Consider the following 24,468-nt stretch of genomic DNA (forward strand, 5'->3'; position numbering starts at 1 on the left):
GGAACGGCCAGCCGCCGTAGAAGAAGACCACCGATCCGAGGACCGGACCGACCAGGCCCCTGCCCGGGAAGTCCAGGGAGTAACCGAACCAGTCCATCACCATGTGACTGGTCGCCACGATCGGCAGTGTCAGGGCGAGGCTGAGCCAGAACTTGCGGCGGAACTGCTCAGGATCATGCCCGGCGTGCTTGTCATGCCCACCGTGTCCCCCGTGACCCGCATGGCCGCCGTGGCCTGGGTGGTGGTGCCCGTCGTGGCCGTCGGCAGCCTCGACCCGCCCACCCTGGTGTGCCGCACCCGGGTGGGGGTGGCCGTCGTGGTCGTGGTGCGGTGCCCGGGGTTGTGGCGTGGATGCGCCCGGGGCCGGACCGTGGTGTGGTGCCCGATGGTCGTGGCCCTCGTGGGCGTGCGTCGGCGATGCCGCTTCCCCCACGCCGATCGCCTTCTCGTGTGCCGCGTGCTCGTTACTCATACCGTCCACCTCCACGCAGCACACTATACCCCTAGGGGGTATCTGGCAAACCCCTACCCCCAAGAGGTAGGAGGGCCGTGGCGCGGACCGCGCAGGGTCGACACGGCGTCACAGGACAGAAGGGTGTGTTCCGAAGCACCCGATCGTGCCAACAAGTCCGCGAAACGGCCTCATGTGACTGGTTTGCGAAGAAAATCCAGGGGACAGGGGCGTGTGCCTGCCGCCGGTGGAGTTCAGCGAGGAGCAGTCATGGGACCGACGATCAGCCGCCGCCGGTTACTGGGTGCGGTCGCGGGCGCGGTAGGACTTGTCTCCACCAGTGGCGGTTGGGACGGACCGGCGTTGCGTCCGCGGCTGGACGCGGCAGACGCCAACGTGGCTCCGGACGGCGCCGGCAGGCGGCTGACGATGGCCCTTCGGCCCCGCGCCGTCACCCTCGACCTCGGCGGACCGCAGGTACACACCTGGGGATACACGGAGGACCTACCGGGCCCACTCATTCGCGCCCGGGCCGGCGACGTGCTGCGGGTCGACCTGGTCAACCATCTACCAGCGGATACCAGCGTGCACTGGCACGGCATCGCGCTGCGTAACGACATGGACGGGGTGCCGGGCCTGACGCAGCCGCCGATCGGGGCGGGTCGCCGATACACATACGAGTTCACCCTGCCCGACCCGGGCACGTACTTCTACCACCCGCACTCAGGGCTGCAGCTGGACCGCGCACTGTATGGGGTTCTCATTGTGGACGACCCGCACGAGGCCGGCCGCTACGACCACGAGTGGATCGTGGTGATCGACGACTGGATCGACGGTACGGGCCGCACTCCGGAGGACGTGCTCGCGGCGCTGCGGGAGATGAGCGGGCACGGCGGCACGCCGGGCATGCATCACGAAGGCGTCCACGGCGAGGACGACCCGGAGGACGCCCCCAGCTCTGGCCACGGAGGGCCTGCCACGAGCGGCCATGGCGGCACGGACACCGCTGACGCCGGCGGTCACGGCGATATGGGCGGGACCGAGATGATGACCTCTCCCCTACTCGGCGGCGCCGGCGACGTCTCCTATCCACACCATCTCGTCAACGGTCGCGTGCCGACGGCGCCGAGGAGCTTTCGGGCCCGCCCCGGTGAGCGGGCGCGCATCCGTTTCATCAACGCCGGTTCGGACACGGCATACCGGGTGGCGCTCGCCGGACACCGGCTCACCGTGACCCACACCGACGGCTTCCCGGTCCATCCGGTCGCCACCGACGCGTTGATGCTCGGCATGGGCGAGCGCGTCGACGTCACAGTAGAGCTCGGCGACGGAGTATTCCCGCTGGTCGCTGCCGCAGAAGGCAAGAGCGGACAGGGCCTGGCGCTGGTGCGGACCGGCGCGGGCACGAGGCCACCGGCGACGATCCGGCCGGCGGAGCTGGACCGGCGGGTGCTTGACTCCGCGACCCTGCGCGCGGCCGAGAGCGTGGTTCTGGCCGCTCGGCGCCCGGACCGGGTGCACCGGCTGGAGCTGGGCGGGTCGATGATGCCCTACCGCTGGACCATCAATGGGGACGTCTTCCCCGACACGCAGCCACTGGCGGTCGAGCAGGGCGAGCGGGTGCGGCTGGAGTTCGTCAACCGCAGCGACATGTTCCACCCGATGCACCTGCACGGGCACACCTTCGCTGTCGGCGCCGGTGGCGCCCGCAAGGACACAGTGATAGTCGTTCCCGACCAGACTGTGACCGTCGACTTCGACGCGGACAACCCGGGCCGTTGGATGACCCACTGCCACAACGCCTACCACGCGGAGACCGGGATGATGGCCACACTCGCCTACCGGACCTGAGCCGCGCGGCGAACGTCTGTCAACGGTCGGCAAGATCCGGCAGGCGAGGCGAAGGAGACCGCGAAGCAATACCGGCCCGGCCGCCACCGGCGAGCCGACGCCGCGCTCGCACGGCGGCCGCAGGAGCGCGGCGTCGGCTGCCCAAGGTCAGGCGAGGACTGCGTCCACGACCTCGGTAGCCCGCCACTCGTGCTGGGCGTACAACCAGCCAAACGCCGACACCTGCACGGCCTGGGCCGCGACGGTCAACGGGAGGTCCTGCCAGCCGGGGATCTCCAGCAGGGCGGTGAGGAACTGGCGGGTGGCGAACTCGGGCTTCATCAGGTCCCGGACACTCCCCCAGCCCGTGCTCGGGCGCTGCTGGAAGAGGCCGACGGAGTCGTGGTCCCAGCCGACGGCCTGGTGCGGATAGTTCTGCGACTCGGGCAGCACACCGCTGGCGTAGTTGTAGAGGTTGCTCTCCTGCATCGCGGTGGCCACCGCGATCACCAGCGCCCGCCGCGGCACGCCCATCTCCTGGCCGGTGCGCACGATCATTGTGGCGTTGTCCATCTGGGCCCGGTCCAGCCCGGCCACCGGAACGATCCGCTTCGGCTTGGGCTTCGGCTTCGGCTCCGATTTCGACGTCGCCTTCGGCTTGGGTGCGGGCGTCGTTGACGGGGCGCTTTGTGGGGTGGGGGTTTCAGTGACCGCGGTGGCGGGCTGACGCGCCTGGCCACGGGAGGCGACGTCCGCCTCCGCGCGCTGGGCGATCTCCGCGCGTTGGTCCGGGGTGAATGACTCGCCGGCGGGGTCCGCGGCGATCAGGGTGACGCCCACCAGGCCGAGACAGCAGACAGCGCCGGTGGCCGCCGCCATCCGGGCCCGGCCAGGTCGGGCAGCGAGGAAGTTACCCAGGCTGCCGAGTCGGGTACCCAGCCGTCGGAGAGAGAGCCGGGACCACGGCCTACTGTCTGGCTGATCGGTGGAGTGGGAATCGTCCGAACGGTCAGCCGGGCCGGCGAGGCCGAGTGGGTCGTCGAGGTTGCCGTCGTTACGCATCCGCAGAGGCTAGGCATAAGAAACCATGGTCACCGAGGGTGATCGGGTGGCGGTTCTCACACTTCAGGGCTCCGCAATGGGACTGTCCACATCAGCCCGGCGGTGCGCGTACGGATGCTCGCCATCCAGCCATTTCGCCCTTCCATGGATTGGCCGACAGCGTTCGGCATGAACGGGGCGGGCGAAGCTTCCCCGCAAGATGATCCACTAACTCGGCCATCCAGGTGATGTCGGACTCCATCGGGTGGGGGTGGAAAGATGCCCAATCTGTGGATGTAGCCGCATTTGATCATCGGTTCGGGGTCGCCGCTCACCGGCGGTTCTCCTGCCGCTCACCACAGCGCTTCCTACTGCTCAGATGCCGGCCGCGGCATCCCAGACCAAGCCTGCGGCTACGCCCACCGCGAGGCTGAGCGCCGCAGCTGTCACCGCGAGCCTCGCCGACCACCGCCTTGCCGGCACCTTCATCGGGGAGTGATCACTGCCGAACGGTGCCGGCGCGGGGTCGCGGTAGGCCGGGACGATCCAGCGCAGGTAATAGAAGAGGCTGATCACGCTGTTGATGAAGACCACGATGGCGAGCCAGGCGTACCCGCCGTCCCAGGCGGCGGTCGCGGTGGTGAGCTTCCCGACGAACACCGCGGTGGGTGGGGTGCCGACGAGGCCTAGCAGCGCTACCAGCAGGGCCGCGGCAAGCGCCGCGTGATGGGAGGCCAGGCCGCGGTAGTCGGTGAGGTTGCGGTGCTGTGGCAGGGCCGCGCTAACCGCGAACGCGGCGATGTTGGTGACCGTGTAGCCGGCCAGGTAGAGCAGCAGCGAGGGAAGCGCGAGCTCGCTGTGGTCGACGGCTACGACAGGGACCACGACGAAACCCACCTGGCTGACGGTTGACCAGCCGAGCAGCCGGCGGGGGTCGGACTGCCAGTAGGCGGCGAGGTTGCCCAGGGTCATGCTGACCGCCGCGATGACGGCCACCACGATCGGCCAGGAGGTGGACGGTGGCAGCACGGTGGCGAGCCGATAAACCGCGAGCAGCGCGCCGATCTTGGGGACAGTGGTCAGGAACGTCGCCGCCGTGGCGCTCGCGCCCTGGGCGGCGTCAGGCACCCAGAAGTGGGCCGGTACACCGCCGGCCTTGAACATCAAACCGGCGACCAGGGCGACCACCGCGACGGTGGCGACGGACCGGGACGCGTCGGGCAGCCGCACGGTGAGCTCGGCGTATCCGGTGGTCCCGGCCAGCCCGGACAGGATCGTCACCCCGAGCAGGAGCAGGATGCCGAAAAGCGCACCCATCAAATACGTCTTCATGGCCGCCTCGGCGCTCTCGGGGGTTGTAGCGAGACCGATCAGCGCGTAGAGCGGGATGCTGGCGAGCAGGAAGCCGACGGCTAGGACAAGCAGGTCGTTCGCGCCGGCGAGCAGCACAGCACCAGCGGTGGAGAAGAGCAGCAGGGCGTATGTCTCACTTTCTCGCGGGCTGCCGGAGATTTCGTCGGCGGCGATCGCGAGGATGAGTAGGGTGCCTGTGGCGGCGATGACGCGGGCGAACCCGGTGGCGGTGTCGACGCTGAACGAATCGTCGAAGGCGCTCGTCGCCGGATGGCGCAGCTGTATGGCTGCGGCACTGATCGCGCCGACCAGCACGGCGATGGTGACAGCGCGGATGAGCCACTGCCGGTGGCGGGGAACGAAGGAGCCCCCGATCAGCGTCGTGAAGGCGCCGCCGGCGAGCAGCATCTCGGGGAGCAGCAACCCTGGCCGCATCATCTCCGATTCCACCTGGTCACCGCCCGAGCAGGCCGATGACGGTTTGCGCGGCAGGTTCGATGACGTCGAGCAGGGGGCGCGGCAGGACGCCGATCAGGAGCGAGAGCAACAGCAGCGGCCCGATGGACCACCGCTCGCCGGCACGCAGGTCGGCGAAGCCGACCGACTTGCCGCGGATCTCGCCGGTGAAGACGCGTTGTAGCGCGCGCAGGAACAGGGCGGCGGTGATCAGGATTCCGAGCAAAGCGACGGCGGTGGCGGGAGCCGCGGCGATGCTGCCGGTGAAGATCTGGAATTCGGCGATGAACCCGGAGAAAGCAGGCAGTCCGAGGGATGCGAAGGCCCCAACGGCGAAGAGAGTGGCGAAGGCCGGCGCGGCGGCTGCCAGACCCCCATACTCGTGCACGTCGTAGGTACCGGCGCGCTCGCGCAGGACGCCGGCGAGCAGGAACAACGCGGCGGTGATGAGTCCGTGGCTGACCATCTGCGTGACCGCGCCGCTGACCGCCACGGTTCGGGCCTGGGCGGTGTCATTGGCGGCCAGGCCTGCGACACCGACGGCCAGGACGATGTAGCCCATGTGGTTGACCGACGTGTAGGCGACCATGCGCTTGAGGTTGGACTGGGCGAGCGCCACCAAGGCTCCGTAGATGACCGACACGACTCCGACGGTGATGATCACCCAGGCCCACGCGCGCCACGCCTGCGGCAGCATCGGCATGCCGATGCGAACGAAACCGTACGTGCCCATTTTCAGCAGCACCCCGGCAAGGACAGCGGAGCCGACGGCGGGTGCGTCGGTGTGCGCGGGCGGCAGCCAGGTGTGGAACGGCACCGTCGGTGTCTTGACCGCCAGTCCGAGCAGGATCGCGGCGAGCACCAGCCCGCCGGCGAGGGGCCGGCCGGCCAGCGGGGTGGCGGCGACGAGCTGTGGCATGTCGAAGGTGTGCGGGTCGGCCGCGACGTAGAGGCCAATGAAGCCGGCCAGCAGTGCGAGCGAGCCGAGGAAGGTGTACAGGAAGAACTTCAGGGCCGAGTGGGCCTGGTTGCCGTGACCCCAACCGGCGATGACGAAGAACATGCCGACGATCGACAGGTCGAAGAAGACGAAGAACAGGATCAGGTCGGCGGCCACGAACACGCCGAGGCTCACACTCTGCAGGAACAGGAACAGCGCCGCCTGCCCTCGCGGCCGGTGACGTTCCCGCAGCGCATACACCGCGCAGGCAAGAAAAATCACTGCGGTCATCGCCACCAGCGGTAGCGACAATCCGTCCACGCCCACGTGGTAGCTGCTGTTCACACCGGGGATCCAGGGGACCTGTTGGCTGGAGTCCAGTCCGCCTGCCGGTGGGGTGTCGTAGCGCACCCAGAGGACGGCGACTAGGGCGAGGTCGACGGCGCTCACCGCGACCCAGGCCCAGCGTGCGGGGGTGTCCCCCAAACGTGGCACGGCGACAAGCGCGACTGCGGCGGCCAGGGGCAGGAAGACGATCACGCTGAGCATCTGCTCACCCCCACACCACGAGGACGACGACGCCGATGACCAGCACAACGACGGCCTGCCGGTAGTACTGGTGCAGCTGGCCGCTCTGCGGCCGTCGCGCGAGTTGCCCCAGCCGGCGCATCCCGGCGGCGAAGGCCTCCACGGCGCCATCGAGCCATCGGTCGTCGACCCGGCCCGCCCGACCGGCGGCGTGGACCGTGCTGGTCGCGGCCAGCTCCACCGCCCGGTCGAGCACCCGGTCGTCAAACGGCCCGACCTGCTGGGCCAGCCTCAATAGCACCCCTGCCAGGCCGGTCACGGTCCGGTCCAGCACCCGGTCGTCGAAGCGGGCCAGCGCCTCGGCGCAGCGCTGCGTCGGCCGGACAACCAGGACATGCGCCGCGTTCTCCAGCCCCAGCCAGCGCAGCGCCCACCGCGGTTGAGGGACTGGGCGGCGGGCGACCGTCACGACGACGGCCAGCGCGATCGCCCCCGATACCGCGAGTTCGAGCACTGATGTGTGGACCTCGCCGGGCCGCCCGACGGCCGCCGCGACTGTGGTGCCGAGCGGTGGAAGCGTCAGCAGTCCGGCGTAGCCCGCGCCGACCGCGAGCAGGACCAGCGGGGCCTGCTCGAGGCGGCTCATCCGGCCGCTGCCTTTCTGCTCCCCGTTGCGGTGGGCGTCGACGTCGGACTGCTTGTTGGCGGGGACCCGCCGCCAGATGATCACGAGTACCTTGCCCGCGTAGGCCGCGGAGAGCGCCGACGCGGCCAGGCCAACGGCATAGAGCCACGGCGACTGGTCGAGGGCCTGGGTGAGGATGACGTCCTTGGTCGCCCACAGCGACAGCGGCGGGATCCCGGCCAGCGCTAGTGCGCCGACGCTCGCCGACCAACCGACCAGTCGCCAGCGTGCGACGACTCCACGTAGGCCGGCGAGTTGCTTCGTGCCCAGCGCGGTCAGCCAGGCGCCGGCGGCGAGGAACAGCAGCGCCTTGGTGGCGGCGTGCGCGACCAAGTGCGCGACACCGCCTGTGACCGCTCCGGCACCGGCGGCCAGGACCACGAATCCGAGCTGGGCCGACGTGGAGGCGGCGAGGAGTTGTTTGAGGTCATGCTGGGCCAGTGCGACCGCGCCCAGCAGTAGCGCGGTCACTGCGCCCACCCACATCGTGGCCGGGCCCGCCCAGCTGGTCGCCGCGAGCAGCGGCTGTACCCGCAGCAGGAGGTAGCCGCCCATGGCCACCATCGCAGCTGAGTGCAGCAGGGCGCTGACCGAGCTTGGGCCGGCCATCGCCCGGGACAGCCAGAACGACACGGGCAACTGCGCGGCCTTACCCAGCGCCGCCACGATGATCCCTGCGGCGACCAGGTGCCGCCAGCCAGCGCTGGTGGCCGGTAGGTCAACCAGGGCCAGGCCGGCACCGCCCGCGAGGGCCGCGCCCGTGGCGACGTAGAGGCCCAAATCGGCGCCGCGAGTGGTAAGGAACGCGGTCAGACCGGCCGACACTCGGTCGTCGTCTCGCCACCAAAAGCCGATCAGCGCATAGGAAGCGGCTCCCATGATCTCCCAGGCGAACAGCAGCGTGGGTAGCGTGGCCGCGGTGGCGGTAAGCGCCACGGCGGCGGCGAACAGCAGCATCAGTCCGTGGAACCGGGCCCGGGAATGGTGAACCTCGCCCGCTGCGGCGAGCAGCACGAGCAGGGTGACCACCGTCAGCATTGGCAGCACCACGGCGGCGAGCCCATCGACCGTGAGTCCGAACCGGGCACCGGCCAGGAACGGCACCGACACGCTCGGCCGCGCGGCTGCGGCTACCACCGACAGCACCACCGACACGGTGGCGACGGCGAGCGACGCCGGAACGGCCATGCGCTCCGCTCGCCTGGCCAGGGCCAGCAGCGCACCCGCCACGGCTGGCACGACGACCAGCGACCACAGCGCCGCCTGCCCGAGCGCGTTCATCGGGACAGGTCCGCGGCCATGTCGGTCATGTCCGCGCGCCGTACCCGGTGTAGCGCGGTTGCCACGGCGAATCCCATCGCCATTTCCACGGTCATCGCCGCGATGATGACCAGCAACAGGACCTGTCCCGACGGGTCCGGCGAGAGGAACCACCAGAAGCCGGCGGCGGCGAGGATCAGGCCGTTGAGCATCAGCTCGAGCCCCATCATGACCATGACCACCACCTGCTGGGAGAGAGCGCCGTAGAGGCCGACGCTGAACAGGGCCGCGGCCACGAGCAGCACGGTCTGCAGGATCACCGCCCCACACCTCCCGGCTGCGGGTCACGTGCGGGCCGTCGGCGCAGATCATCGCCGAACCGGTCGTAGCGGGTCCGGTGGGCGGCCAGCACGACGCCGGCGACGATGGTGGCTGCCATGACCACGCCAACAGCTGCCATGACCAGCATCTTTGGTTCCATCAGCTCCTCGCCCAGGGCGGCGGTGACGTCGGCGGGTGGGGTGCCGCGACGCGCGGGCCAGGGCGTGAGGAGCGCCCCGGCAGCCAGCAGGAGGAACACACCGATGGACACCGCCAGGGCGTGCCGCTTGTCGTGGACCATGCTCATCGGCATCAACGCCGGATTCATGCCCATGAACATGACCATGTAGACGGCCATGACGGCCATCTCCATGACCATCATCAGAATGGTCACCACGCCGACGTAGTTCTGCTGCAGGAGCAGGACCTGCAGGCCGACGCAGATGAAGGAGACGGCGAGGGCGTAGCTGGCGCGGGCCATGGAATTCACGATGAAAACGGCCGCGCCGGTGAGGGCCGCGCCGATGGCGAGGATCCAGAAGGCCACATGGGTGATCACGGTCAGCTTCTCCCGAGGGCGATGCCGGCGACGAGGAGGTCCTGCAGCAGCACGGCGGGCAGTAACACCACCCAGCCGACCTCCATGAACAGGTCCGGCCGCACCGCGGGGAGGCGGCGGCGTAGCCAGATGAACGCGGTGAGCAGGGCGAGGGTCTTGACCAGCACCCACATCCAGGCGGGGAGCAGCGGGCCGGAGCCGCCACCGAGAAACATCGGCACCGCGAAGGCCGCGCCGGCGACCAGGAGGGCGTACCGGCCGCCGAGGAACAGCAGCCGGTCGAGGCCCGACAGCTCTGCGGTCACCCCGCCGGCCGTGTCAGGTGCCAGCGCCGGGGAGAAGGGTCCCCAGACCGCGATCGCCAGCACGCCCATGCAGTAGACGAGGAAGGCCACCGGCATCCACACCGCGAACCACAGGTTTTGCTGGGCGGCGGCGATGGTGGCGACGTTCAGGCTGGAAGCGGCGACCGCCGGTGCTACCAGCGCGAACATCAGCGGCAGCTCGTAGGCGAGTCCGTGGGCGAGGAAGCGGTAGCCGCCGACCAGTGAGTGCGCCGAGTTGGCGCCCCAACCGGTCAGCCACACGAACGCCCAGGCCAGGACGTCCATGGCGTTGAACCACACCACCCCGACGTCCAGGTCGAACAGGGTCCACTTCCCGAGCGGCACCACCGTGATGATCATCAGTGCCATCACCAGCAGCCCGGCGCCGCCAATTCGCCAGAGCAGGGTGTCCGCGGCGACGGTGACGCGGCGCCGCTGCCGCATCAGACGGGCGATCTCGCCGATGGGGCGCGTCAGGCCGGTGCGGACGTGTGTGCCGGCGGCCCGGGCGGACAGGACACCGTCGAGTACCGCGGCGCCGAGCGTGAGCAGACCTAGGAGGCCGGCCGCGGCCAGCGCCCACGGCGGGGGTACGACCGTCACGGACGGATCAGACACGGCTCACCGCACGGTCCGCTGTCCACATATCGAGGTCGAGACTGGCGACGATGAGCCGCGCCGCGGCGAGGTCCCACCCCCGCACGAGCTCGGCGACCGCGTCAATGGGCACCCTCGGCTGCTCGGCCACCAGGTGGCCGTTCCTCCCGGCTAGTGCCTGGGCGGCGCGGTCGAGCATGGCCAGCAGCCGGTCACGGGTGTCACCCCGGAGGGTGTCGGGAAGGTGCCACCGCGCCACGTCCTGGTCCGTGACCGGGCCGAGTCGTCGCAGGGACCATCGCAGCAGCCACGAGCGGCGCGCCATTCGTGCCAGCCGATCGAGCTGCGGCCCGGTGTGAGCGTCGCCGTTCAGTAGGGCGTCGCGGAGGCGGCGGGCGTGGGAGGCGATGTCGTTGAAACCCGCTAGTTCCAGCAGGCCGGCGGCGTTGTCGCACCGCCGGGCCGCGAACAGGGGTCGGGTGCTTCCCCTCCCGTCGTCCTCGGCAACGGGCTGGTCGGCGTCAATGAGGCTGGCGTCCGCGTCGAGGATGACGTCGCCCTGAAGGGTGCAGCGTAGGACCAGACCGGCGGGCCAGTGGGCGAGCACGGGGCCTAGCCGGACGTGCAGGGCGTCCAGCTCCAGGCCATCGCGGTCCTCGCCGCCGATGGCGAGTGGGATTCCGGCTGGAGCCATGTTCATGGCGCCGTGTCCCATGCCGGCGTGCCCGGCGTGTCCGCCACCCCTCGTGCCAGCGTTCGTCATGTAGTGGTCGGTGCCGTGCGTGGTCTCGTGGGCGTCGTGACGGTGTTCCATGCCGTGGTTGCCATGATGCTGTGAGGTGTCGTGGCCCTCGTCATGACCCGTGCTGCGGTGGCCGCCATGCTGTTGGTGGTTGCCGCCGTGGCCGGCCGCGTCGTGATTCACATGCGCGCCGGTACCGGGGTTCCCGTGGCCGGTGCCCGCGCTCTGCTGCTCGGTGGGTTCCTGCCTGGGTCGGTCCGTTGTCCGGTGATGCTGCGGGTGCGGTGAGTCCGTTGATGGGACACGGCCTGTGCGGTGGCCGTGATGGGCAGTGGGGCCGTGTTCGTTGCCGGCATGCCGTGGTGCGTCCTGCGGCCCGGCCGGGTCCATGTGGTGGGCGGCCGGTTCGCTGGTGCCATCAGCTGGGTGTTGCTCGTGCGCACCGTGTCCCTCGCCCGCGTGGCCTCTGTGGAGTTGCGCTTCGCCGCGGCGGTCTGGGCGGGTACGGCTGTCTGTTTGCTGCCGGTCGCTGTCGCGCAGGATGGCCACGGCCGTGTCGAGCGCCTGACCGGCGGTCTGCGGGGAGTCGATATCGACACGGGCCCGCGGTCCGGGAAGCTCGTTCCACAGGCGCTGCGTCACCTCGGACAGCTCCGGTCCTGGTACGCCACAGACTGCCAGGACATCGGCGTCCGCCGGGGACTGCGCCACGACCCATCCTCGGCTCAGGAGGTGGCGTTCGACCGTGGCTCGGGTGAGCCACTGTCCTGGTGCTTCCACCAGGAGCACGTGCGCGTGGCGGGCCACGAGGAAGTCCCACGTGCTGCTCACACCCATCGCAGCGCCCCTTCGCGCCACGCCCACAGCACGGCAGTGAAGACGCCGCCGAGGAAGATGAACATCTCCACGATGGCGGTGATCCCGAGCTGGGCGACCACGACCGCCCACGGGTACATGAACAGCATCTCCACGTCGAACGCGAGAAAGAGCAGGGTCGCCAGGTACCACCGCACGTGGTAGCGCGACAGGGCATGTTGTTCGGGGGCCCAGCCGGACTGGAATGGCAGGCTGTTCAGCGGCGCCGGTGCGACTGCGACAGCGCGATGAGCCAGGTACAGCCCTGCCACGGCCAGCGCAGCTACCAGAGCCATACTCACGGCGCCCGCGTACATCCCCGCTCCTGTCTCCACGCCAGAGACGCCTGGTTGCTCCAGCGCCAGCTGGTCTTGGTCTTGCTGCCCCTTGCCGTCGTCTCGAATCCTTCCGCCGCGCCGCTGGCTTACGGGCAGACCTCGGCAAGGATCCACCGTCCGCGCACACATGTCGCCAGCCGTTTGCCGGTCTTCGGGAACGGCAGGTGCAGCATCGATCCCCCTGCCCTTGGCCCCCGTGAGGGGCTTCCACCCCTTCTTCTACTATCACTTGATAGTAAGAGAGGCACCCTGGGGTGGCGGTGAGGCGAGCCGAACGGCGGGACACGAGTTTCCGCGTGGACTGATTCCCGGGGTGCGCCTCGACGTCATCGAAGGACCTCGACAAGGAGACGGCCCGGGCCGAGGTGGAGACATCACGGCCAGCCGGATACAGAGTGTCACCACTAATTGACCGTATTCAACCGCTTTTGCCCCTAGATCGGCAGGGGCGCGGTGCGATAGCCTCACTGCCGGTTACCGCCGGAGGCGCACCGCGGCGCCTGCGGTGCCACCGCCCAATCGCCACCCGGCGAGCCGGGAACCCAGGTACGTGGGGTGAATCCGCGCCAGCGGTAGGGGCCACTTCCGCCCCGAACCCGTCAGCTAACCCGGTCGGCGGTCGACGGAAGGGAACACTGTGACGGCACCCCTACGCCGCTGGTTGACACCCGTGGTGGCCGCACTCGCCGCCCTGACGATCCTCGTCGGACCCGCACCAGCGAATGCCGCCCCCTCAACACCCACCCCTTCAGGCCACGAGGAGGACGACGAACCAAAACTCCTCGGCGACGTCATCGAGGCACGCAACCGCGCCTACAGCAAGGCCAAGGCCAACCTGGCAAAGTCTCGGAAACGCCAACTCGAGCTCGAGATGCAGGTGCAGCGGGCGCAGGCCGAACTGGACGCCCTGGAACCGCAGGTCACGCAGATCGCCGCGCAGTCCTATCGGACCGGCCGTGTCGGTGCGATTGCCATGCTCCTCGACAGCAACACCCCCGACTCGTTCGTCAAGCGCGCCGCGGCTCTCGACGAGCTGAACATGATCAACGCCGCGCGGTTGACCGAGGTGACGGCGATCAAAAAGCGGGCCGAGCAGGCCAAGATGGCGCTCGACGCTGAAGTGCGCAAGCAGCAGAAGCTCACCAACGACATGGCCCGGCAGAAGCGCGAGGCGGAGAAGGACCTCGCGCTGGTCGGAGGTCAGGGTTTCACGGGGGGCTTGGTGTCCGCGACATCGCCAGTGGCTCGGATCGCTCCTGGGCGCACGGCCGACGGAGACTGGCGACCTGAGTCGTGCTCGGAGAATGACCCGACCACATCTGGGTGCATCACTCCACGGACCCTGCACATGTACAAGGAGGTCAAGCGAGCGGGATTCAACCGGTTCGTTGGCTGCTACCGCCCCGGAGGACCATGGGAGCACCCCAAGGGCAGGGCTTGCGACTGGTCCCTGCAAAGGAGCGGTTTCCGCCCCTGGTACAACAACGACACACGGATGTACGGCAACAACCTCGCCGCGTTCCTCCTGCGCAACGCGGACCGGCTGGGCATCTACTACGTCATTTGGAACCGCCAAATCTGGTTCCCTGCCACGGGCTGGAAGTCCTACAGCGGACCCTCAAACCACACCGACCACGTGCACGTGTCGCTGCTCTAGCAGCTGTGACCGCAAGCCCTCACACGCCTGGTGATCGCCATCGCTGGCTTCAGCGGGGGCACCAACCGCGGCGCGGTTGGTGCCCCCGCCGACGTTACGGTCAGCGCTTCGGACGCAGGGCGTCGACACGGGAAACAGACTCGTCGATGCGTGCCTCAGTCAGCTGCCCGCGACGGACCAACTCGACCACCGCGTCGAGCGTCTTGTCGAAGATCTGCGGGTCGTACACCTGTTGGTTGGCGAAGACAAGCAAGTCGACACCCGCCCGCAAGGCCAGGTGGACCGCCTCCGTGGCGCCGTAGCGTCGGGTGATGGCAACCGCCTGCATGTCATCGCTGGCCACGGGCCCCTTCCAGCCGAGTTCACCGCGAAGCAGATCCGTGATCACCGCGGGCGATAGCGACGCGGGGTGGTTCGGGTCCAACCTTTTGTTGAGTACGTGGGCGGCCAAGACCGAGTCCGCTCGGTTCGTCTGGATCAGTCGCCGGAACGGTTCCAGCTCGACTGGTCGCCAGGTGGTGGTGACGTCGACGACCTCGAAGTCGGTGTTGCCGGCGGCGCTGCCGATGCCGGGGAAGTGTTTGAGTGAGGTCTTGACGCCGGCAGCGCGGTGCGTCTGGATCTCCTCAGTGGCGTTGCTGACCACGACATCCGGATCAGCGGAGAAGCTACGGTCCAGTGCTCCGATCGCCCGGCTTTCCGGATTGATGTTCAGGTCCACGACGGGTGCGTAGTTGAGGTTGACTCCGACCTGCGAAAGACTGGCGACCAGGCCGCGAGCCCACTGGCGTGTTGCCGACGGAGAGTTCTCCGCCCCGATCTCGGCTTCCGACCTCGTGGACGGGAAGCCATTGCTCGGGTTGAGTCGAGCGGTCCGGCCCCCTTCCTGATCGATCGACACGATGAGCCGACCCGATGAGGCGTCCTTCAGGTCCTTGATGAGCGCCGTGACCTGCTGCGGGGACCGGATGTTGCGCTCGGACTTCGTCTCCAGGTCGCGGTCGAAGAGGATCACCCCGCCGAGGCCGGCCCCGATCGCTCCAACAATCCAGTCGTTGCGGTTCACGCGGTCACCGCGGAAGCCCACCACGAGCAGACTGGCGATCTTCCGCCGGAGTGCGGCCTCATCCGGCTGCCCGGCGGTGGGCCGAGCGGTGCCCGTGGTCGGCTTCGCCGTCGGCGCGGTGGCCCGGCCCGCCTGGCAGGCGGTCAGCGAGGCGACGGTGGCCGTGCCGACACCCGCCAGCAGCGAGCGGCGAGGAAGATTCCTGTTCACGCCCGCACACTATTGACCAGCCGTTTGGGGTGATGAACGAACGTCAGGACCCTACTCTTTCGATACCCAGGGCGCCATCGGCGGCACATGCCCCCTGGTGCCCGGGGAGGTCACCCTCTGGACCCTGGGCCAGCACGACTGCCATTAGCCCGGGCGCATAACGTCGCAGGTTCGCGGCACTGCCACTGCCTTGAGCTGTGCCAGCACGAGCTCCGGTTCGGCGTCAGGGCCGACGCGCACCCATGTACGGCATGCTGTCCATGCGGGCCATCTTGACCGGCACTCCCGCCCGAGAGGCGTGCACGATCAGCCCGTTGCCTACATACATGCCCACGTGGTGGAGATCGCTGTAGAAGAAGACCAGGTCACCCGGCCGCAGGTCGGCACGATCCACCGGCGTTCCCTCACGCCATTGCGCCCCGGTGAAGTGGGTCAGGGACACCCCGGCCGCTTTCCACGCGTACTGCGTCAAGCCGGAGCAGTCGAAGCTTGACGGGCCGTCGGCGCCCCAGACGTAGGGCTTGCCGATTTGCGCACACGCGGTACGCACGGCCGTGCCTGCCGCTCCACCGATAGAGACGGCGGGGCACGCTCCGATTCGCAGCGACCCACCGGAGCTGGAACCGCCAGTGGCTTGCGCACGAAGGCGCTCCAGCCGGTCCACCTCGGCCTGGATGGTCTTTCTCCGCTTTGCCAGCTCGGCGTCCAGACGCTTCTGCTTAGCGACCAGCGCCTCGACCTGGGCGCGCTGAGCGGCAAGGTCGTCACGCAGTTTCACCACATCGGCGACCTTCGCGGCATCGGAGCGGGCCACGTAGTTGAGCAGCGCCAGGCGGTCCGTCATCATCTGAGGCGACGTGCTGGACAGGACCGCGTTAGCCGCGGAGGCTCGAGGGATCCGGTACTGCCGCGCCGCGATGTCGCCAATTTGGCCCAATGACATCTCCACACGCAGCTGTACCGGCCGTAGGCGCTCGCCGAGCTGCTTCGACTTCTTCTGATTCGCGAGGAGTTCGCTGTGCACCTTGTTGTACTGCTCGATGACCGGTTCGAGTTTCTCCCACGCCTGGTCCAGTTGCTTCTCTACCTCGGCAGGGGAGGGCACCGCGCGCGCTGGTGAGCTGAAGGGCGCAAGCGTGTTGACTGCGACAATCACTGCCGCGGCGACGAAGCCGTTGCGCATTTTGCGTCCGAGTCGCGACAACACGTTACAAGGACCTCTCGCTGAAACAGCCGAACCAGCCTCGCATGGCTTCGACGGCGGGTCGGTGGACAGCGATGGACGGTACCGTGATCCACGAGCGCCGTCTACTAGTTCACAATAGTAGTTTGACGGCCACCAGCCGCTCCGGCCGACGCCGGGCCTACCCACGCCTTCTGGAAGGCGCACCTGGGAAGCCCGGCATGATCACATCCGGCGCACGAGGAGTCCGCTTCGAGATCCGACGCTGGCGATCCGCCTCGAACTGCCTGCAGCCCTGCCGAAGGTGACCGAGGGTGACGGGGCCAACTGTGGCACGACGTGGCCGTCCTACCGTGACGGTTGGTTCAGGCAGGGCACGTGTCCGGGGCATACAGGTCGAGGGTGGTGATCTCTCCTGCGAGCAAACTACTATCCCCGACTAGTAGATGCGCGGCAGGGTCGGTGGCCCCCGCATCGATCCTGCCGCGCCCCTGCACGTCCGCCGGTGAAACCCTGCATTGGAGCGTTATGGCGAAGAGGCACAGGGCCTGGCAGACGAGGCGACCGGAACCACGCCTGGCAGTTCTTCGCCCCATCCTCTGGTCGGCCCTCCTGGCCACGACCGCAACCGCGGCGATGACGGCGCCCGCATACGCCGACCCCGGCCTACCCAGCACCATTCCAGACACGGGCGCCAGGCCGGTTCCCTCCGGGCCCATTCAGCTTCCCGGCGCCGGCGCATCCCCTCCCACCCCGGGGACGGCAACCCCGGCCAGCCTAGGGCCGTTCGCTGCCCAGATTGTGGCCAAGGAGACGGAGCTGGCCACGCTCGGCGAACAGCTTCTGACGCTCGAACAGGAGCAGACCCGGACCGCTACCGCGGCGCAGGAGGCCGAACGCCAGTTCCAAGTCGCACAGGCCGCCCTCCGAGACGCGCAGCAGGACATGGGCTCAACTGCCGTCGAAGCGATGAAGCAAGCGGCCGAGCTACCTCCCGGCGAGATCGGCTCCAACGTGCAGGATGTCGGCGCTCTGATCCGCCTTCAGAAAGGGCAGCAACGTGCCGGCGACTCGGAAGGGACCGCCCGTGATCTGCTGCGCGCGCAAGCGGCGGAGCAGCAGGCTCGCGCCGCGCACACCGCTGCAGTGCGCGCCGCGCAGGCCGCCCACACGACCTACACGACAGCCGAGGCGACCTTCAAGAAGAAGGAAGCCGAACTACTGAACCTCAAACGGCGTAACACCGACAAGATCGCAGCGCTCGAACGGCAACGAGAGGCCGCCGAGCAACTGTTGCGTCCCAGCATGACCGACGGCGAGGCGGTCGCCGGCATGGTCGCGAACCCCCGCGCCGTTGCGGCCGTCCGCTTCGCCCGCGCCCAACTCGGCAAACCCTACGAGTGGGGAGCGGAGGGCCCGAGCCGCTACGACTGCTCCGGCCTCATCTGGGCCGCGTACCGATCCCGCGGCGCGGACTATGACCAGCTGCCGCGGGTGTCACGGGATCAGTACAACGCCACCCGCAGCCGCACCGTCGATCGCAGGATGCTGCTCCCCGGCGATCTCGTCTTCTTCGCCTCAGGTTCCAGCTGGACGACCATCCACCACATGGGCATGTACATCGGCGACGGCAAGATGATCCACGCGCCCACCACCGGCGACGTTGTCAAGATCTCCCCCGTCTGGTGGTCACGGTTCTACGCCGCGACCCGGGTGATCCCGGCGGTTCCCGCGCCGACTGCGTCGCCGTCGGCTCCACCGCCCACGACGACACCCCGTCCGACCCCGTCGCCCCGGCCCACCCCATCGCCTACCCGGCCCCGACCGACCTCCACACCGACCAGCTCCCAGCCAAGTCCGACCCCCACACCGACCAGCTCCCAGCCAAGTCCGACCCCCACCACACCCAGCCCCACACACTCCCCCACGCCGCCGCCATCCCCGTCGACAAGCAGCACTCCAAGCCCTACCACCACTCCCACCCGGAGCGGGTCGACGACAGGGCCATAGTCCGCAACGTCCAAACCACGGATCATCTCCCGGTCAACCGCGACGGCGCCGCTTGCGGCCCTGGCGCGGTCACCAGGTCGCCGGCAACTGACGCCCGTGTGCTCCAGCGCGGACGGCCACCAAGCAGTCCGCGAAGGGCGAGGCGGGTGTGACCGAGGACCGCGTCTCCGGCCCCAGGCGCCCGTTCCCCGGCACGACGATTGGCACAGCCACCAGCTCCGCCACCTAGCCCCGTCGAAGCGGCCCTCCACACGCGCCATACGCAGCTCCTGCCACGCCGATTCCCGCCGCTCGGCGGGGGCTGTCTCGCTAACGGTGTTTCCGGCGATCTTGGTTAGTAGGTCTCAGCGGCTGGGAAGCGGTCGCTGAAGGTGATGGCGAAGGCGTTCAGGGCGGGTTTCCAGCGCATCGTCCATCGGGTTCTGCCTGCTCCGGTGGGGTCCAGGGATCGGGTCACCAGGTACAGACACTTCAACGCGGCCTGCTCGTTGGGGAAGTGGCCGCGGGCCTTGACCGCCCGCCGGTAGCGGGCGTTCAACGACTCGATCGCGTTCGTGGAGCAGATGACCTTGCGGATCTCCAGGTCGTAGTCGAGGAACGGGATGAACTCCGCCCAGGCGTTGTCCCACAGTCGGATCACCGCCGGATACCGGCCACGCCACTTGTCGGCCAGGTCGTCGAACGCCGTCCGAGCGGCGTCAGCGTTGACGGCTGTGTAGATCGGCTTGATGTCGCGCTTCAGTTCGTCCCAGTACTTGCGGGAGGTCAGCCGGAACGTGTTGCGGATCAAGTGGATCACACAGGTCTGCACCACCGTCTGCGGCCACACGTTGGTGACCACCTCGGGAAGGCCCTTCAGGCCGTCGCAGACGAGGAAGAACACGTCCTTCACACCCCGGTTGCGCAGGTCGGTCAACACGCTCATCCAGAACTTGGCGCCCTCACCGCCGGCGCCGGCCCACAAGCCGAGGATGTCCTTGTCCCCGTCGAGGGTGACTCCGATCGCGGCGTAGATCGGTCGGTTCGCGACCTGCCCGTCCCTGACCTTGACCACGATGGCGTCGATGAACACGGCGGCGTAGATGGCGTCGAGAGGTCGGTGGGACCAGTCGGCCATCTCCTCGATGACCTTGTCGGTGATCCGGGAGATGGTCTCCTTCGACACCGAAGCCCCGTAGATCTCGGCGAAGTGCGCGCTGATCTCCCCGGTCGTGAGGCCTTTGGCATACAGCGACAACACCACCTCGTCGACCCCCGACAGGCGCCGCTGCCGCTTGCGCACGATCTGCGGCTCGAACGTGCCGGCCCGGTCCCGCGGCACGTCGATCTGCACCGGACCCGACGTGTCGGTCAGCACCGTCTTCGACCGGCTGCCGTTGCGGATGTTGCCCGACCCGGCACCAGCCTGGTCGTGTTTCTCGTAGCCGAGGTGCTCGGTCATCTCCTCGTTGAGCGCGGTCTCCAGGACCGTCTTGGTCAGCTGCTTGAGCAGCCCGTCCGGGCCGGTCAACGACAGCCCTTGCTCCTTCGCGGCCCGGACCAACTCGGCGGCGGCCTTCGCCTCCGCCGACGGCTCCGCCCGCTTCTTACGTCCGGTCTGGTCGTTCAGTGTCGCGGTCATCACGGCACCCTCCTCACCAGGCACAACGCCCGGCAGGTCAGGCCGGAAACACCGTTAGATCCACACTCCCGCTCGGCGCGTTTCGCTTCGGGATAGCACTGACCCGGCCGAGGTCCAAGTCTGCTCTCTGTGGGTGATCGGCAGATGACGTGAGCGTGATCCTCATGTTTGACTATGTGTATGCGGGCGGGGGAGGCGCGACTGTCGATCGATTGCGGCACGGCCACCACCGCTGCGGTCCTCGCCTGGCCTGATGGCAGCTCAACGTCGTTGTCGTTCGACGGGGTCCCGTACCTGCCCAGCGCGGTCTACGTGTCGCCCGGCGGTGAGGTGTGGACGGGCCAGCAGGCGCGGCAGGCCGCCGCAGGGCAGCCGAACCGGCTGATCCCCAGCCCCCGTCGTCCTGCCGATGACGACTTCACCGTGGACGGAACCGCGGTGGATGCGCTTGAGGTGGCGGCGGCGCCGCTGCGCCGGGTTGCGGTGGAGGCGGAGCGGGTTGCTGGTGGGCCGGTGCGGGATATGCGGGTGGTGGTGCCGGCGGGCTGGGGTCCGAGGCGGCGTACCTGGTTGCGGCAGGTCGCGCACCGTGCTGGGCTGCCGCAGCCGCGTCTGGTGGAGGCCCCGGTGGCGGTTGCCGGGCATCTGCTGGCTACCGGTGTGCACCTGCCGGCGGGGTCGTTCATCGTCGTCTGCGACGTGGGCGCGGGTGCGGAGGTAACCGTTTTGCGCCGCGGTCCCTCAGGTTTCGAGGTGTTGGCGACTCTCGGCGATGCGGCCGCCGGCGGCACCGCCATCGACGAAGCCCTGGCCGCCGCTCTCACAGGCCCGGATGTGCCCGGCGACGGCGCAGCCTGGTCAACGACGGTGGAGAGCGTCCGCGCCGCGAAGGAGGCTCTGGCCACTCACCCGGCTGTCACGGTGCCGCTTCCCGACCGGCCACCGGTGGTCGCGAGCAGCGGCATGCTCGAGCAGGCGGCAGGACCGGTGCTGCGGCGGGTGGCGCAGCTGACCCAAGCGACGATTACGGCGGCCGAGCTGACCGTCGCCGACATTGCGGGCGTCTACTGCGTCGGCGGCAGCGCTCACCTACCCCAGTTGGCCCAAGCCATCGCCGCGGGCACGGGCATCACTCCCGTGGTCGTGCCGGATCCCGCATCTGCCGCCGTGCTGGGGGCTGCGGACGCCGGCGCCACCGACCATGGAGCCGTCGACCGGGTGGAGGTAGAGGTGCCGCCGGTGCGGCGCGCCGTCGCGGTCGCGATATCGGGCTTCGCGTCGCTGGCGCTGATCTGGCAGTGCCTCATGACCGCCGAGCAGCACAGCACGCTGAACGTCTACTTCTGGGTGGACCTGAACTGGGGCGAGTTCACGATGGCCGCTGTGATGGCGCTGCTGGCATGCCTCGCGGCTGGCACTGTGCTCGGGTCCCTGATCGCTGCCCGCAGCCCCACACCCGGCACCCGCACTGAGGGCGGGAGGGTCAGCATCGGCATCCTCGCCGCGGTGTCGCTCGGGACGGCGATCGCCGGTCTCTACGCGGTGGTCGCCAGCCAGTACTTCGGTCAGCCGGTGGGCCGGTTTCTGAGTTGGGCGCTGTGGCCGATCACCCCGATCGCGGTGGCGGCTGTCGGCATGTCGGTGGTCGCCGCGCGGCAGTGGCGTGTCCCGCACGGCGGTTGGTCGGCGCTGTTGGCCGCGCCGACCGGCTCGGTCGTCACCGCGACGCTGGGCATGGGGCTGGTGCAGTACTCGCTGACCGCCGAACGGTGGCCCGACATGCTGCTGTGGATCGACGTCGCCGGCCGTGTCGGTGGGCTGCTGCTCGGTGTCGGAGTCGTGATGGCGCTGGTCGCGCCGCTGATGTTCCGTCTCATCCTCGCCGCCCCCCTCGCCGTGATCACCGCGGCGATCGTCAGTGATCAGGCCACCGGCATTATCGGCGTCACCTATGCCGTCGCTGTCGCGGTGTGGTGGGCGGCCCGGTTGTGGACTCGCATCATCCGGCCCGCTCCACTCGCGCCCGCCGGACAGCCCCCATCGGTGCTCCCGGTCGGTACACCGACAGCTGGGGGTCGGTAGGGGTGCGGTGGCCGCGGCAGCTGATGTCGCTGCTGATCGTCCTCGGCCTCCTGGCCGGCCCGCCGGTGTTGCTGCTGTCCCTGCTCGGCCCACCGATATCCGGGTGGCCGACGGGGGAGCAGCTGCGGGCGTGGGTGCAGCAGCCGCTGACCGAGCGCACCCTGACCGCCGCGCTGACCATCGCGGCCTGGCTGGGATGGCTTGTGCTCGCCTACACCGTCGCCGTCCGGATCCTGGCCCGCATCCGCGCTACCGCGCGCTGGCTGGCGCGCCTGCCACTGCCGACGCCCCTGCAGGCAACCGCCAGCGGGATGGCCGGAGCTGCCGTTCTCGGTGTTGGCGCGAACGCCGTGACCATCCCGGCGCCACCGCTTCCCGTGCCGGTGGGAACCCTCGACAGTCCTGGTGACAGCGGGGCCGCCCAGCACGAGGGCAGGGCGCAGCGCGATGACGGGATCGCGGTGCCCGGTGGGTGGCTGCCCCGTGAAGTCGCCGAGCAGGTCAACGCCGCGGCGGCCCTTGTCTGGCTGCGCCGCCGCCGCGCCTACCAGCCCCACCCACCTGCGCGGCTCGGGCGCGAGGACCCGGACCTGGCGCCGCTGCCCGCAACCGCAGCCGCCGTGCAGGCAGCCCTCGCCGACGCGCCCGCCCCGCTCGCCGAGATAGCGCCCGCAGCGGGCATCAATACCTTCGTGGGTGTTGCGGGCAGCGGCGTGGGCATCACCGGGCCCGGCGCGCTGGCCGTCGGACGGGGCCTTCTGGTCACGGTGCTGCTGGCCGCGCACCGGCAGCCGACCGCGTGCCTGGTCATAACGAGAGCCGCCCTGACCAGGCTGCTCGGCCCCCACACGGAGCCCCTCGTCGAACGGCTGCCACAGCTGGCGGTCGTGGACACCGTCGACGAGGCAGCCCGCCTCGTCGTATCCGCCGCCCCGCCGAGCCGAGCGCGCGGCGAATCCAAGACACGCGAGGGCTGGACAGCCGCGAACGCCCAAGCGCCCGTTGCTCTTATCGTCGAGGACGACTGCGATCGGCGCGACGTGACGCCCCTGGCCGAGGCGGCGGCCAGGAGCCGCGGCAGCATTGTCGTGCTGGGCAGATGGCCTGCCGGGCCGACGTGGCAGGCTGACCCCTCAGGCCACCTCCATGATCCGCGCCGCCCCGACTGGCCCGGGCCACGCTCGTGCGTCCTGGACCAGGTCGCGACCGCCGACCTTCTCACCGTGATCGCCCACACCCATGCACCACCCGACGCGGCCGGAGCGCACAGAACCCCCCACCAGCCGGTGACGACCCGACGGGTGCCACGGCAGGCCACCCCACACCACCCCCTCCCCCATGCCGCCGACGGCCGCCGGTTGGAGCTGCGTGTGCTGGGCGAACCGACACTGCTCATCGACGGTCAACCCCTGACCGTCAGGCGTAGCGCTGCCGTCCAGGTTCTGGTCTACCTCGCTGCCCACCGCGACGGCGCCGACACCCGCCGGCTGATCGACGCCCTCTGGCCGGGCGTGCCTCGTCGGTCCCTTACCGGCCGGCTTTACACCACCCTCAGCGAACTCCGCGGTGCTGTTCGGGACGCCTGCGGGCTGAACGTCGTCGATCACACTGACGACCGTTACCGCCTCAACCCCGCCCAGGTTCAGGTCGACCTGTGGCGCCTGCACGAGGCGATCCAGCACGCCGGCACCGCCGTCACCAACACCACGGTCGCGTGGCAGGCGGTCATCGACGCCTACCCCGACGAACTCGCTGCCGGACGCACCTGGCCCTGGCTGGACCCCATCCGGGAAACCCTCCGCCGGCACGTCATCGACGCCCATGTGGCCCTGGCCGACACCGCCCCTGACACCCGCCGCGCGGTTGAACTGCTGCAGGCTGCCATCCGTATCGACCCCTACAACGCCGACCTGCACACCCGTGCGGTGAACGTCCTCACCGCGCTTGGCGAGCACCACGCGGCTCACGAGCTACGCGAGGGCTACATCCGCCGTCTCACCGCCGCGGGCCTGCAACCGGGGCGACCAGGTTGGGTCGGCAGCGACGAACAGGAGTGGTCCTCCCGTTTGCCACGGGCGGATGCCCACCGCGCCTGACGTCGCGCCCTCCCGCCGGCAGCGCCGCAAGCCATCGGGACAGAGGCCATCTCTCCCTTCCCTACCCACCGGCAGGCTTGAGGCACGGCGACCCGTCTTCGTCGTGATCCGATCACCCGAGAATCGGGCTCCCCACGCCGTTCCTGCGGCATGACGGAGAGAAGGCGCAGACCGGTTCGGCACCGCGGGCCGCTTGGGTCGGTGGCTCGGTGAGCTGCGGTTGTGAGGTCGTGTGAGGCCGTGTGAGGTCCCGTCAGACGC

At 69.4% G+C, this 24,468-nt stretch carries 17 protein-coding genes, 1 pseudogene and 1 riboswitch; of the genes and pseudogenes, 5 read left to right on the forward strand and 13 right to left on the reverse strand.

Translation table 11 applies throughout. The features are described from left to right. Positions 1-274, reverse strand: a pseudogene (locus D7I43_RS33875) (heavy metal translocating P-type ATPase); the annotation flags it as partial. Between the two features lie 447 nt (positions 275-721). On the opposite strand from D7I43_RS33875, the gene D7I43_RS30060 reads away from it, so the two are divergent. Beyond that, positions 722-2,302, forward strand: coding sequence for a multicopper oxidase family protein (locus tag D7I43_RS30060; RefSeq protein ID WP_120331960.1), 1,581 nt, complete (start codon positions 722-724; stop codon positions 2,300-2,302). Between the two features lie 147 nt (positions 2,303-2,449). On the opposite strand, the gene D7I43_RS30070 is transcribed toward D7I43_RS30060, so the two are convergent. The 9 genes from D7I43_RS30070 to D7I43_RS30115 form a co-directional block, all read right to left on the reverse strand. Continuing rightward, the gene (locus D7I43_RS30070; protein WP_120331962.1) at positions 2,450-3,343 is read right to left on the reverse strand and encodes a peptidase M23; all 894 of its coding nucleotides are present in this window, start codon (positions 3,341-3,343) and stop codon (positions 2,450-2,452) included. A 354-nt stretch (positions 3,344-3,697) separates the two neighbouring features. Next, positions 3,698-5,113 (reverse strand): NADH-quinone oxidoreductase subunit N, encoded by a 1,416-nt coding sequence (locus tag D7I43_RS30075; protein ID WP_120331963.1) that lies wholly within the window; start codon positions 5,111-5,113, stop codon positions 3,698-3,700. 16 nt (positions 5,114-5,129) lie between these two features. Continuing rightward, entirely contained in the window at positions 5,130-6,620 is a 1,491-nt protein-coding gene (locus tag D7I43_RS30080) for a complex I subunit 4 family protein (RefSeq protein ID WP_120331964.1), read from the reverse strand. A 4-nt stretch (positions 6,621-6,624) separates the two neighbouring features. Then, positions 6,625-8,565, reverse strand: coding sequence for a proton-conducting transporter transmembrane domain-containing protein (locus D7I43_RS30085; protein WP_120331965.1), 1,941 nt, complete (start codon positions 8,563-8,565; stop codon positions 6,625-6,627). Then, on the reverse strand, positions 8,562-8,864 hold the full coding sequence (locus D7I43_RS30090; RefSeq protein WP_120331966.1) for an NADH-quinone oxidoreductase subunit NuoK: 303 nt from the start codon (positions 8,862-8,864) through the stop codon (positions 8,562-8,564). The genes D7I43_RS30085 and D7I43_RS30090 overlap by 4 nt, the downstream gene beginning before the upstream one ends. Next, on the reverse strand, positions 8,861-9,424 hold the full coding sequence (locus D7I43_RS30095) for an NADH-quinone oxidoreductase subunit J (protein WP_120331967.1): 564 nt from the start codon (positions 9,422-9,424) through the stop codon (positions 8,861-8,863). Before D7I43_RS30095 ends, D7I43_RS30090 begins: the two co-directional genes overlap by 4 nt. Positions 9,425-9,426: 2 nt before the next feature. Next, a complete protein-coding gene (locus D7I43_RS30100) occupies positions 9,427-10,353 on the reverse strand; it encodes a complex I subunit 1 family protein (protein WP_204985316.1) in 927 nt (308 codons plus the stop codon). A 7-nt stretch (positions 10,354-10,360) separates the two neighbouring features. After that, positions 10,361-11,731 carry a hypothetical protein gene (locus tag D7I43_RS32575; RefSeq protein WP_147427328.1) on the reverse strand — a complete coding sequence of 457 codons (1,371 nt, stop codon included), beginning with the start codon at positions 11,729-11,731 and terminating at the stop codon, positions 10,361-10,363. 185 nt (positions 11,732-11,916) lie between these two features. Continuing rightward, on the reverse strand, positions 11,917-12,240 hold the full coding sequence (locus D7I43_RS30115; RefSeq protein WP_204985317.1) for an NADH-quinone oxidoreductase subunit A: 324 nt from the start codon (positions 12,238-12,240) through the stop codon (positions 11,917-11,919). 544 nt (positions 12,241-12,784) lie between these two features. Continuing rightward, a riboswitch (cyclic di-AMP (ydaO/yuaA leader) is annotated at positions 12,785-12,915 on the forward strand. Between the two features lie 4 nt (positions 12,916-12,919). Between D7I43_RS30115 and D7I43_RS30120 the strand changes: the two genes are divergently transcribed. Further along, complete coding sequence (locus D7I43_RS30120) at positions 12,920-13,939, forward strand: coiled-coil domain-containing protein (protein ID WP_120331972.1); 1,020 nt, start codon at positions 12,920-12,922, stop codon at positions 13,937-13,939. 100 nt (positions 13,940-14,039) lie between these two features. On the opposite strand, the gene D7I43_RS30125 is transcribed toward D7I43_RS30120, so the two are convergent. Then, entirely contained in the window at positions 14,040-15,215 is a 1,176-nt protein-coding gene (locus D7I43_RS30125) for a glycoside hydrolase family 3 N-terminal domain-containing protein (RefSeq protein ID WP_240033264.1), read from the reverse strand. Between the two features lie 223 nt (positions 15,216-15,438). Further along, positions 15,439-16,398, reverse strand: coding sequence for a C40 family peptidase (locus D7I43_RS30130; protein ID WP_120331973.1), 960 nt, complete (start codon positions 16,396-16,398; stop codon positions 15,439-15,441). 528 nt (positions 16,399-16,926) lie between these two features. On the opposite strand from D7I43_RS30130, the gene D7I43_RS30135 reads away from it, so the two are divergent. Then, positions 16,927-18,408, forward strand: coding sequence for a C40 family peptidase (locus D7I43_RS30135; RefSeq protein WP_120331974.1), 1,482 nt, complete (start codon positions 16,927-16,929; stop codon positions 18,406-18,408). A gap of 334 nt (positions 18,409-18,742) precedes the next feature. Here D7I43_RS30135 and D7I43_RS30140 read toward each other — a convergent pair whose 3' ends face one another. After that, positions 18,743-20,029 carry an IS256 family transposase gene (locus D7I43_RS30140; RefSeq protein ID WP_120331975.1) on the reverse strand — a complete coding sequence of 429 codons (1,287 nt, stop codon included), beginning with the start codon at positions 20,027-20,029 and terminating at the stop codon, positions 18,743-18,745. A 180-nt stretch (positions 20,030-20,209) separates the two neighbouring features. On the opposite strand from D7I43_RS30140, the gene D7I43_RS30150 reads away from it, so the two are divergent. Both D7I43_RS30150 and D7I43_RS30155 read left to right on the forward strand, forming a co-directional pair. Further along, positions 20,210-22,111 (forward strand): Hsp70 family protein, encoded by a 1,902-nt coding sequence (locus D7I43_RS30150; protein WP_120331977.1) that lies wholly within the window; start codon positions 20,210-20,212, stop codon positions 22,109-22,111. Between the two features lie 23 nt (positions 22,112-22,134). Beyond that, positions 22,135-24,207 carry an AfsR/SARP family transcriptional regulator gene (locus D7I43_RS30155; RefSeq protein ID WP_147427329.1) on the forward strand — a complete coding sequence of 691 codons (2,073 nt, stop codon included), beginning with the start codon at positions 22,135-22,137 and terminating at the stop codon, positions 24,205-24,207. Positions 24,208-24,468: the final 261 nt, after the last annotated feature.

It is taken from the genome of Micromonospora globbae (assembly GCF_003610785.1).
Taxonomy (GTDB): domain Bacteria; phylum Actinomycetota; class Actinomycetes; order Mycobacteriales; family Micromonosporaceae; genus Micromonospora; species Micromonospora globbae.